Below are 10,459 nucleotides of genomic sequence, written 5' to 3' on the forward strand. Positions count from 1 at the left end.
GAGCGTACTGCCGGAGTGGCCCAGCAACAAAGTGGCCGAACTGCTGCCATGGAACGTGGTTCTTACCGATAAATAACCGTCAATACGGCGCTCACTTAACGCTTACTACGTATCGGGGAAGAGAACAGAATTTTGTGAGGCGGCGTGAGGAATGAGGGCGTAGAAGATTATGATTAAGAAAACATTATGCAGCTTATTGCTGGCCGTACTTTGTGGCGGCATGGTTGGCCCCGCAGTGAGTACGGAGAATGACCATCGGTATATTAGTATTCGTAATACGGATAGCAGTTGGGTGCAGGGCGTGTGTTCTTTGGTATTCCGGCTGGATAACGGCGGTGATGGGACATTCAATAACCTGACAGTCAGCTTACAATTAACTGATAAATCGGGAGCCGTTCTGGAAAAAGGAACTCTTGATGTTCAGCCGTTTGGCGATAGCAGTGCTACTCGCTCAACCCTTTCGGCAACTGAATTCAGCTGTGATGCGGTTGAAAATACAGCTAACATCGTGATTACCGACGTTGAGGAAACGTCTTCGGATGGTTCAGTCCATGCTCTGCCACTGTCGATGTTTGATCCGCAATATTATCAACCATTAAAAATGAGCGTACAAAAAAGCGGATAGCTTTAGCTGCCTTCTATGGGGATGATAGATATACATCCCCATTACGACGAAATAAGCGTTTATGCTTTGTTGATTAAATCGATAATACGATCGCCTTCTGTATCTTCTTGCGCAAATCGGCTAAAGATGCTGCCATCGTTTTGTGTACCCACCTTGATAGGTTCCTTGCAATCTTTGTGGAAGATTCTTTTCCCTTTTTTTGTGACAACCACACCTGACATATCGCCGTGCTGCTCTTTATCGTAAACAATATATTCATAGGGGCCTTTGACGACACGTATCCAGTAAAGCGAGCCACCGGCGATCATCTGAGAATTATAGTAGGCGTTAACCCCCGGTTGATTAGTGACAAGATTCAGCTCAGCAGTCGGAGCAGACTGGGTTCCCAGGGCATATCCCGCGCTATCCTGCGCAATAAAGGCGCTGGCGTATTTATTATTGGTGAGCAGGCATTCCAGCGTTAATTGTTCCTGATATAGCCCCCTGAAACACCAGACAGTAGCTGTATCTCCAGATAAGAGATAGGCTTGAATATATGTCTAACACTAACACCAATTTTGAGATGACCGGGATCCTGTTAGGGCAAGAAGTCCGTAAACGTAAAACTCCTCAGGAGAAGATCGCCATTATCCAGCAGACGATGGAGCCGGGTATGAATGTCTCCCATGTCGCCCGCCTGCATGGTATCCAGCCCAGCCTGCTGTTTAAGTGGAAGAAGCAATATCAGCAACTGTCTTGAAGGTAAAAATTATGGAGCAACGTGGTGGTACGACTCATCCCATTCTTCGTTCTTTCTGAGCATTGCGTTCAGGATGGTAAGCAGCTTACGCATACAGGCTACCAGCGCCACTTTTTTGGCCTTTCCGGCTGCAAGCAGGCGCACATAAAACGTTTTTATCACCGGATTAAAGCGGGTTGCCACAAGCGCAGCCATGTACAGTGCTGATCTTACGCCAGCCCTGCCGCCAAAAATGGTTCGCCGGCCACGCATAGTCCCTGAGTCCCGGTTGACAGGAGCAACACCTATAAGCGCACTGATTTCGCGCCGGGAGAGCGTTCCCAGTTCCGGAATCTCCGCCAACATCGCGGAAACGGTCATGGTGCCTACACCTTTGATACTGCTCAGGCGCTCAGCAATCTCTTTAAAGTGGTTACGGATGTGACTGTCCATTTCTTTCTCGAGCCTGACAAGCTCATCTTCCAGCGCTTTAATGATGGTATTAATGCTTTTCTTGTTCTGCGGATGGGATGGATGCAGTCGGTTACGCTCAGCCACCAACATCGCAATCAACTGGCGTCTGCGAACCACCATCGCAGCAAGGGCCTGACGTTCAGCATCCGGCAGTGCCCTGATAAAGCGTTTCCGCTCAGGGTGACGATTAATAACCTCAGCCATCTGCGTGAGGACTCTGGCATCAATTCGGTCGGTCTTCGCAAGATATCCCATTGCACGGGCGAAGTCACGGGCCTGCCTGGGATTGACTACGGCAACCTCAAAACCTTCGGCCTGAAGCGAACAGGCCACCGCAACTTCCAGCCCACCAGTGGCCTCCATCAGAACCAGAGCAACGGAGTGCCGTCTCAGTCCGGTAATAATCGCGTTAAAGCCATCAGAGTCATTGCTGACTGTAAACTGAGCAACATCACTGCTGGCAGCGATGTCCAGTGTGGCTTTGGAAACATCGATGCCCACACAAAGTGGATTTGGCTGACTCATTTTTACCCCTCCTTGCAAATACGTTATGGAATACGGACAACTGTTCGGGTTTCAGATGAGTGGCTCAGCGTATGCGCCAGTCGCTGATATACGGGCTTGAACCCTGGAAGGCATCGGGCTGCATACGTTTTGCCAAATCTAATCGTATTAATTTTAATCAGTCTTCAAGATACAAGGAAGGCAGTCTCACTGCTGTTGCCGCTGGTGAACAGGTTGTACCCGCGTCGGAGCTGGCATCTGCGATGAAGCAGATTAAAGAGCTGCAGCGCCTGTTGGGTAAGAAAACCATGGAAAACGAGCTGCTGAAAGAAGCCGTTGAATATGGCCGACAAAAAAAGTGGATAGCGCACGTGCCCTTGTTGCCGGAGGATGGCAAATAGGCCTCGTCAGTCGTTGCCTTCGGATCTCACGTGCGCAACTGCATGCCATAGTCAGTAGGTCGAAGAACTGGCAGGATCGCCGACGCAAGCGCAAGCCTGATGATACTGAAGCGCTGGCCCGTATCCATACTGTTATCGGCGATCTGCCCACCTATGGTTATCGTCGGGTATGGGCACTGCTACGCAGACAATCAGAAACTGACGACATGGCGGTGATCAATGCCAAACGTGTATACCGCATCATGCGTCAGAATGCGCTGCTGCTTGAGCGTAAACCGGAAATACCGCCCTCGAAGCGGGCGCATACAGGGAAAGTGGCCATTGGAGAAAGTAACCAGCGGTGGTGCTCTGACGGCTTCGGGTTCAGCTGTGATAACGGTGAAAAACTGCGGGTCACGTTCGCTCTGGACTGTTGCGATCGCGAGGCACTTTACTGGGCGGCCAGTAACGGTGGATATGACAGTGAAACCGTGCAGGACGTCATGCTGGGTGCCGTGGAGCGTCGTTTCGGTAACAGCCTGCCGACATCCCCCGTTGAGTGGCTGACAGACAACGGTTCAGCCTACCGTTCTTATCAGACGCGTCAGTTCGCCAGAATGGTAGGACTGGAGCCTAAACATACGGCGGTACGTAGCCCGGAAAGCAACGGGATGGCAGAGAGCTTCGTGAAAACGATGAAGCGCGATTACATCAGCATCATGCCGAAACCCGACGGGTTAACAGCGGTAAAGAACCTTGCGGAGGCCTTCGAACATTACAACGAATGGCATCCGCATAGTGCGCTGGGGTATCGTTCGCCACGGGAATATCTGCGGCGGCGAACCAGTAATGGGTTAAGTGATAAAAAGTGTATGGAAATATAGGGGCCAATCCAAAATTGAATATGATTTTAAAAGAAGAAATTGTTTTGGGTATCTACAGCTGGCTTCATATGACTCCGGTCAGCATGCTGGTAAGAAACATAACCAGCGATCAGGGAGGGGATTACGCGATCGTCCGCTTTACCGTCGATAGCCGGGGGGTCCAGATGGGGCCTAAGGCACAGGGCCAGCTTCTTTGTTCATTCGGGTTTAATGTAAAGGAATCCTGTGAGGCCGACCCTAAAGACGGTCCAGGCCTCATAAAGGCCGAAATGATGAACGGTGTTATGCAGCTGGTACCGGAATGCATTGAGCTCACAGACAGCCAAACCCAGGCAATCAGGAAAGAAGTAACCGTGTTTAACAGGGTTTGTGCAATGCAACTCCTGGGGGGGCATGGGAATGCAAGGTCTCTGTGGGAGAAAGAAATTCTTCCCCGGATGAAAGTGCGCAGACAACTACATTGAGGCAAGGCGATGAGCAAAGTGCATTGTATTAGTGGTATTACCTGGAAAAACTCCGATAGCGCGTCTTTCAAAGTATATGCCAGCATTGCTGCTGTATTCAGCCTTGGCCTGGTCACAGCTACCGTCAGGAACTATGAAATTCTACAACTGACTGTTCCGTATACCTGGTATGTTTTCTTCACTGCATTCTGGCTTCTGTTCCCGTCCTTTACGGTCTCTTTCCGGGAGCGGGAAGGGCGTCTGTTTACCTCGATGGGTTTTTACGGGTTAAAACTGTTCACTCTCGATCGCCCTGTCTCCGATGGGTACTGGCTGGTCACGATGGAGAAAAACCGTTATCGCCTCGTCAGAGTATGCAGGGACGGGCGACGCCAGCCTGTATGGCTGACGTTTAAGTCTTTACCAGAGTTTGTTTAACGATTACCGTCGCACGTTCAGGAATACGATACGGGAGACGATATGAATACTGACTTTGCCCATTACAACGAAGAGCAACTACGCAAACTCGGTGAGCTGCACAGTTTACTCCGTCACAGCGATATCGGCTCATCTTACCTTGCCACGCTCCCGGAGCCCCGTAGTGTTGAGGAGTTGAATCCTCCACAGGAAATCAATGTGACTCATTCGGTACCCGACGTCGACACCCTGGTGGATATTTACCGGCAGCAGCGGGTTGATAAAGTCCATGTCAGGGATGAGCATTATTCAACAAAAATCACCCGAAAATATCCCGGGTTCGTTGTGGTCAGAAACAATCATGATCAGGTGATGTCGCTGGTGGGTGAAATCAACCGGCTTCGCGACAAATTTGCTGAGGCTGTAAAAGCTATCACTCATTACCAGGACTCCCGGTCAGAAATTCTGCATCAGGTTTACCCGTGGCTGGTGACTTTACAGGTGTCCCGTAATATCCGGATCGTTACTGAGCAAATTCGCTCCCTGGGGTTCACCTGGCAAATCCCTGTCATTCATAAATTTACCCGGCTGGAAACGGTTATCGACCGCTTACGCAGGGAGATAACTGAGCTCCAGCCGGATATCAGTCTGACAAAACAGGATGTTGAACGGCTGAAACAGGAACGAACCGAAGAAATCATGATGCTGTCGTTGCTCAATGATGAAGTGAGTCATGACGATGAAAATTTGAGAAAATTTCGGCTTATCCGGGAAAGTAACTTTCCGGCTGTTAACGTCAATATCCGGTACACCAGTCCTGAAGATCCAGATGATGTTCATGGGCCGTACAAACTCAACTTTCGCGCGCCTTTACCATTAATTTTGTTCAGCGAACCGGGCCGGTTTAATCCGTTAAAAAATTACGTAAAAGGTGAAAGGCAGAAGCGCGGCGATTTTAATGAAAAATATCGTTCTGTCCTGCCCCGTATAGGGCTGGTGGAAGTCATCAGGGAGTCAAAATGAGCCGGATTTTAACCGGGATTTGTGAAGCTGATCCGGCCAGGAGGTTATACAAAGTGGCCGTCAGTAGGGGAAACACTTTTCTGTCTGCAAAAGAACGTTTCCGTGTACAGGTCTGTTTCAAAAATGCCATAACACATCCAGATGAAGATCGGCTGCTGGCCGAGCTGTTGACTGTTCATCACTTCCTGGCTGACACCTCTATTTTATGGCATATGGAGCAAAAAACTTATGCATGCACCACGACATGGGCCACCACGTCCACATGGCTGCCAGAGATATATCAGCGTCAGGCCAGCACGCCCAATGTGGTAAAGATTATCAAATTTATGCACGCCCGGTTTCCAGGCCTTAAAACGGTTGCAGAAACAAATGAGCAGGGTTACGAACAGGCGCTTACCAGTGTGGATTTTGAAATTCCTTACTGGCCGGTGCTGCCGAAATTCGAATCTGATATAGGAACGATACAGGTAACGATTGCCGGGATGATCCGTTACACAGAAACGATGAGCAATAAAGATTGTAAAACCCCTCTCGACTTAATGATAAAAAGTTTTAAGTCAGGGTTGATCCCGATAGAGAAAATGCCGTTGAGTAAGACTGAAAGGCTTATGCCTCTGAATATCAACACCGCTGGTAAGATATTTACACACGCGACATGGCCGAGATGTCGTTACATTTTCGTACCGGATGAGGCGGGAGTAATGAAACTGGTTAACGTGGTCAAATTAAGATTAAAGCCTCTGGAGGAAAAATGACTTACGCTATTTTCTTGTTAGTAACTGCTGTTTGTGCATTCGGATTAAATTATCTGACAAACAAAATCTGTTCCGGTACGGGTATGATTAACCAGAGTGGAGGCTCTAATGTACACGCCTTACGGTGTATCACATCGTTCCTCCTTCTCCTTGTCTCACTCTGGCTTCCTGTCAAACCTGCCGTGATCAATCTGGCAGTAGAGTTTGCTGCACTGGTGAATTTTATTGCATCTGTCACTCTCTATACCGTTGCAAATTTCCGGGAAAAACGGAGATTAAAAAAACAAAGAAAAGAAGAAAAAGCTGCTCAAAAAGGATAATCCATGATATCGCCTCTCATTTTCCTTCGTGAGACGCACCAGAACTGATTCAGGCACAGGGTAACGTATTTTCCGGTTTCCTGGCTGCCTTCGCAATTATTCCGAGCAGGGAGCAATGTCAACCGTTTTTAAATATCATCCGGAGTTTTCATGAATAATAAAAGAACGATTACCACTCGAGAGCAGATTAAAATTAATGGGGAAATTCGTGAGAGAACAGCAACCCATATTGTTACCGGTGCTCATGGGTACGAAACCCTTTGCATAAGTGGTTATATTGTCGAACATAACGAGATGGGTGAGGTTATCCATAACAGCGAAAAGTTAGCGGAAGATTTGTTACCTGTTACCTGCCCCACATGCAGGGTCATTTGGTATCACACCCATGAATTTACACTCGATGATTTTGACAGTCTTTCAGGAAAAGGGGATTTTGTTGTGACATTTGAAAGAACTGAATATCTGAAAAGTTCATAAGTGACCAGCGCTCAGAAACATGTTGCTGAGTGCTGGCGTTTCTCTCCGTAAAATCTATATGTCGTCCAGATGATTACGCATAAAGCTTACCATGGCTTTTTCACTGGCAAGATATCCCCGGATATAACGGAAGACCATCTTTGGATCAGACCAGTTCCCCATCTCGGTAATCTTTTCCAGGGAGTACCCGGCCTTAAACAGCTCTATGGCTCCCCCCACACGCACACTGTGTCCTGTCCATGTCCGGTACCGCCCGGACTGTCGGTTACTGTCGCCGACCTTCCCGGCAATCCCCCAGAGGCGTGCAAATGCCTGGTTCAGTGAATTAGAGGACAGCATACCAACATCTTCCCGTGATACCTTTGATTCATTCTGTAGCTGCGTCAGTAACCCCTCACTGAATCCTGCTTTGACCAGCATCCTGTCTATGGATTTTCCCCGTGATAGCTTACTGCTGGTGGACGGGAAATATCGGTTTGTATGGATGTTTACAGGCTGAAAAAGAAAACGGTGCCCGAAGGTTTCGGTATCGGTGTATTCCACCGTCTCAATCAACCGTCTGACATGCTGACTGCATTGTGGTGAGAGCTGAAATGTCAGGTTACTTGAAAGGCTTGTCTTGGTCCGCATGACGTCCAGAAGGTAACAGGACGTGTCATTTTGCCATTTCAGGTCGCCGGTTTTAATCCTTCGAATTTCCACGTTACGCAGCAGGGTTTCAAACCCAACCCATATCATTGCAAGGTCCCGTATGTCTCTCAGGTCATCGCTTTTATGCAGCGACCGGCGAAGAATATTGAGATCGGATATAAGAAATGGAAGGGCCTGACCGGTGACGATTTTTTTCTCATTCTCCCGCGCCCGCCATACCTGAACCAGTGCTTTTATCAGAACGTTGCGGAAGTCTGGAAAACCCAGGCTGCTGTTAACGCTTGAAAGGCATGCAATAAAATGAGAGATAGTCGCCATTTTAACGGATCCATTCAGCCCATTAATATAGCGCTCGACATCAACCGCTGTGACCGGGAAGGGGGTCAGACCGTGCCTGGCGCACCATGCAGACCAGACACTCGTGACCCTTAACTGACTTCTGGCCGTATTGTACCGGCGAAACCGCAAGAGCTTGAGTGCATCCAGAGCGCTCATGTCATCGGTTCGTGAGATAGCAACCAGTTTGGTTTTATCTGTCATGGGAAGATCTCATGTCTTTTCACTGATGTCGCGGTAGGGATACCCGTTACCGGATACCCCCCGCACAGATCCCGGCGTGCGCGATTTACGCACCGGGCTCCTGCCTCGGGTGTCTGGCGGTGAACCGCTCCACAGGCCATGGATGAAGAACCCGAACCCTTGGTAGCCATGCGGCTGCCAGTTTGTTTGCTTTCGTCCAGGTCGTATCATCCTTCTGGCTCCTGCGCCTGAGCGCCCGGCGCCAGAGGTTTGTTACGTGTGTCCTGAACTTCTGCATGGTGGGGAAGTTGCCCGGTACCGAGTGATAGTTCAGGTATCCCTGAACCACTCTCCTGAGCCATTTTCCCTGTTCGGGGATTGAGTAATGCCAGCGCCTTCGCAGACCGTCTTTGATGGCTTTCAGAGTTGCCGTCATCCGATCCCGGCGGGTCTTTCGTATCAGCATGAACCTGCCGTTGCGATCTTTCCCGCTGATGTGCGTGAACCCGAGGAAGTTGAACGTTTCTGGTTTGCCTTTTCCCCTGATGGCACGGTTTTCGGCAGCGAAGCGGCCGAACTCCATCAGACGGGTTTTCTCCGGGTGAACCGTGAGTCCGAACTCCCTCAGTCTGCGCTGCATGGCTATACGGAAGCGCCGGGCATCGTATCGTTTGTCGAACCCGATGACGATGTCATCGGCGTATCTGACCATTACCACATTGCCTGTGGCATAGCGACGTCGCCACTGATGCGCCCACAGATCGAAGACGTAGTGGAGGTATATGTTTGCCAGCAGCGGTGAGATGACCGCACCCTGTGGGGTGCCTTCCTCCGTTGCTCGCCATTGACCCTCCTCCGACGTCCCGGCTGTGAGCCACTTACGTATGAGCCTGATTACCCTCCGGTCGCCGATCCGATGCTCTGTGAACCTGATCAGCCATTCGTGGCTCACCCTGTCGAAGAACTGACTGATGTCGGCATCCAGTACCCAGTTTACGTTAGTGCGTACCAGCCCTGTGGCCAGTGCGTCCAGTGCATCGTGCTGGCTTCGCCCGGGTCTGAACCCGTATGAGAACCCCATAAAGTCGTTTTCATAGACTGCGTTCAGGATTTTCACCAGCGCATACTGGACGATCTTGTCCTCCAGCGAGGCGATGCCGAGCGGGCGTTGTTTTCCATCCGCTTTTGGGATGTAGTGACGCCTGCCGGGCTGCGCCCTGTAGCTGCCCTGATGTAGCCTCCGGTGCAGATCTGTTATGTTGTTCTTCATGTTTCCGGCGTAGTCCATCCACCTGATGCCATCCACTCCGGCGGCCGCTTTCCTGCTCAGGGAGAGGAATGCGGCTTCCAGTGCTTCGACTGTCAGCAGGTGGAACAATGCTGTAAACCGTTCTTTCTTCCGCTGCTTCGCAGCTTCCCGCACGCGTGACAGCCTCTGTGACATGCTTTCCCGGCTCTGTGTCCGGCGCATGTGTGGCTGTTCCGCATTCCCCTTGGCCCCGCTCCTTCGCTCCACTGACTCCGCTCCTTTCGGGTTGTTCGCCTGCTTCGCCGCTACTATGAGCGAGTCCGACTTCTCCTCTCCGTACATCACCGGCTATGACTCCTCGTCTTCCCGGTGCGGGCCATCTCCGACACTGGCAGATGGTCAGAGGGGGAGATCTCCCGGTTCCCGCGTAGAGATCGTATTGACATGCCAGGGTCTCAGACCCCGCCGGGTCCATGTGGCACTCGCAGTATCGCACCCTATGATGTTGCCTTCCGTTAACAGTACAACGTCGGCACCCGGTAATTTAATATAGATTTCGTGGCTCAATGGCTGGCCTGTCAACACCCCTGTCAACGCTTCGCCCCATACCTCGCGGTATGCAACGCATGACTCGGGGACCTTGTGGATTGCTGGTCCTTCAATGGTCGGGGACTTTCACCCCTTGATCTCTACCGGTCTCCCGGCGCACACTGTTTTTATAACCAGTATAGTAACATTGTTTTTTTTCAAATCCAGGCAGAACGTGAATTAATCAAATGGCTTCTCTTGCCTGTGCGTGGAACTTCGTTTACTGTTTTCGAAAATAGCCAGTGTTTTTGAACATGCCCCGGAGCGTCGTTGTTGAAAAGCCCAAATGCGCACAGTAGCCTGAGAGAAACCTATCTCCTGAAGTTCAGAAAGTGCAGTACGACTGAAACCCTTGACCGAGTGTTTGAGCGTATCCTGGCTTTGTTGAATAAATCAGATTTCGGGTAAGTCTCCCCCGTAGCGGGTTGTGTT

11 protein-coding genes and 2 pseudogenes are annotated in these 10,459 nt (G+C 50.3%); 9 read left to right on the plus strand and 4 right to left on the minus strand.

Annotated elements, in window-relative coordinates:
* Nucleotides 1–169 precede the first annotated feature (169 nt).
* A complete protein-coding gene (locus ABLU50_RS15520; protein WP_032747566.1) occupies nucleotides 170–625 on the plus strand; it encodes an IrmA family protein in 456 nt (151 codons plus the stop codon).
* 59 nt (nucleotides 626–684) lie between these two features.
* Here the strand turns inward: ABLU50_RS15520 and ABLU50_RS15525 are convergent, their stop codons facing one another.
* On the minus strand, nucleotides 685–933 hold the full coding sequence (locus ABLU50_RS15525; protein ID WP_227504618.1) for a hypothetical protein: 249 nt from the start codon (nucleotides 931–933) through the stop codon (nucleotides 685–687).
* 254 nt (nucleotides 934–1,187) lie between these two features.
* Here ABLU50_RS15525 and ABLU50_RS15530 point away from each other — a divergent pair.
* Nucleotides 1,188–1,355, plus strand: a pseudogene (locus ABLU50_RS15530) (transposase); the annotation flags it as partial.
* 18 nt (nucleotides 1,356–1,373) lie between these two features.
* Here ABLU50_RS15530 and ABLU50_RS15535 read toward each other — a convergent pair.
* The gene (locus ABLU50_RS15535) at nucleotides 1,374–2,342 is read right to left on the minus strand and encodes an IS110 family transposase (protein WP_003031967.1); all 969 of its coding nucleotides are present in this window, start codon (nucleotides 2,340–2,342) and stop codon (nucleotides 1,374–1,376) included.
* Between the two features lie 167 nt (nucleotides 2,343–2,509).
* On the opposite strand from ABLU50_RS15535, the pseudogene ABLU50_RS15540 reads away from it, so the two are divergent.
* The 7 genes and pseudogenes from ABLU50_RS15540 to ABLU50_RS15570 form a co-directional block, all read left to right on the plus strand.
* A pseudogene (locus ABLU50_RS15540) lies at nucleotides 2,510–3,585 on the plus strand (IS3 family transposase); the annotation flags it as partial.
* Nucleotides 3,586–3,605: 20 nt separating this feature from the next.
* On the plus strand, nucleotides 3,606–4,049 hold the full coding sequence (locus tag ABLU50_RS15545; protein WP_020477096.1) for a hypothetical protein: 444 nt from the start codon (nucleotides 3,606–3,608) through the stop codon (nucleotides 4,047–4,049).
* A gap of 9 nt (nucleotides 4,050–4,058) precedes the next feature.
* Nucleotides 4,059–4,466, plus strand: a complete 408-nt coding sequence (locus tag ABLU50_RS15550; RefSeq protein WP_004186937.1) for a hypothetical protein — start codon at nucleotides 4,059–4,061, stop codon at nucleotides 4,464–4,466.
* 42 nt (nucleotides 4,467–4,508) lie between these two features.
* Nucleotides 4,509–5,468: a DNA replication terminus site-binding protein gene (locus ABLU50_RS15555; RefSeq protein ID WP_048984469.1), complete on the plus strand. Its 960-nt coding sequence runs from the start codon at nucleotides 4,509–4,511 to the stop codon at nucleotides 5,466–5,468.
* Nucleotides 5,465–6,223, plus strand: a complete 759-nt coding sequence (locus ABLU50_RS15560) for a hypothetical protein (RefSeq protein ID WP_004181760.1) — start codon at nucleotides 5,465–5,467, stop codon at nucleotides 6,221–6,223. The genes ABLU50_RS15555 and ABLU50_RS15560 overlap by 4 nt, the downstream gene beginning before the upstream one ends.
* Nucleotides 6,220–6,543 carry a hypothetical protein gene (locus ABLU50_RS15565; protein WP_004197568.1) on the plus strand — a complete coding sequence of 108 codons (324 nt, stop codon included), beginning with the start codon at nucleotides 6,220–6,222 and terminating at the stop codon, nucleotides 6,541–6,543. Before ABLU50_RS15560 ends, ABLU50_RS15565 begins: the two co-directional genes overlap by 4 nt.
* A gap of 150 nt (nucleotides 6,544–6,693) precedes the next feature.
* Entirely contained in the window at nucleotides 6,694–7,020 is a 327-nt protein-coding gene (locus ABLU50_RS15570) for a hypothetical protein (RefSeq protein ID WP_071080930.1), read from the plus strand.
* Nucleotides 7,021–7,074: 54 nt separating this feature from the next.
* On the opposite strand, the gene ABLU50_RS15575 is transcribed toward ABLU50_RS15570, so the two are convergent.
* The gene (locus tag ABLU50_RS15575) at nucleotides 7,075–8,211 is read right to left on the minus strand and encodes a tyrosine-type recombinase/integrase (protein WP_014386529.1); all 1,137 of its coding nucleotides are present in this window, start codon (nucleotides 8,209–8,211) and stop codon (nucleotides 7,075–7,077) included.
* A gap of 85 nt (nucleotides 8,212–8,296) precedes the next feature.
* Nucleotides 8,297–9,784 (minus strand): group II intron reverse transcriptase/maturase, encoded by a 1,488-nt coding sequence (gene ltrA / locus ABLU50_RS15580; RefSeq protein ID WP_004178082.1) that lies wholly within the window; start codon nucleotides 9,782–9,784, stop codon nucleotides 8,297–8,299.
* Nucleotides 9,785–10,459: the final 675 nt, after the last annotated feature.

Source organism: Klebsiella sp. GG_Kp173, from assembly GCF_040062415.1.
GTDB classification, from domain to species: domain Bacteria; phylum Pseudomonadota; class Gammaproteobacteria; order Enterobacterales; family Enterobacteriaceae; genus Klebsiella; species Klebsiella quasipneumoniae.